1 protein-coding gene is annotated in these 262 nt (G+C 57.3%); it reads right to left on the minus strand.

Translation table 11 applies throughout. The features are described from left to right. The coding region (locus G6047_RS00075) for a hypothetical protein (RefSeq protein ID WP_169525260.1) at nt 1-262 on the minus strand (262 nt) is incomplete at both ends.

A 262-nucleotide genomic window follows, 5' to 3' on the forward strand; every position in this document is an offset into this window, starting at 1 on the left:
CCTCGAAACGGTAGGCCGTGGCCTTGTTCAGGCTCGCCGTGGAGATGTAGCTGTTCTGCTGGGCCATGTGCTGGTCGCAGTTGTTGATCATCGGAACCCCCGGTGATGAGATCGGACACGGCGCGCCGTAACCCGAGAACACACCGTTGGTCTTGATGGCCACCTCGACACTGTAAGTCGTTCCGTAGAAATAATACGGAAGCATGGTCAATGCGAAGTAGTTCTGCGTACGCTCGATCTCCTGTACCTGGCCCGGAACCGA

It is taken from the genome of Flavobacterium silvaticum, assembly GCF_012911565.1.
In the GTDB taxonomy this organism is placed as follows: Bacteria; Bacteroidota; Bacteroidia; order Flavobacteriales; family Flavobacteriaceae; genus Flavobacterium; species Flavobacterium silvaticum.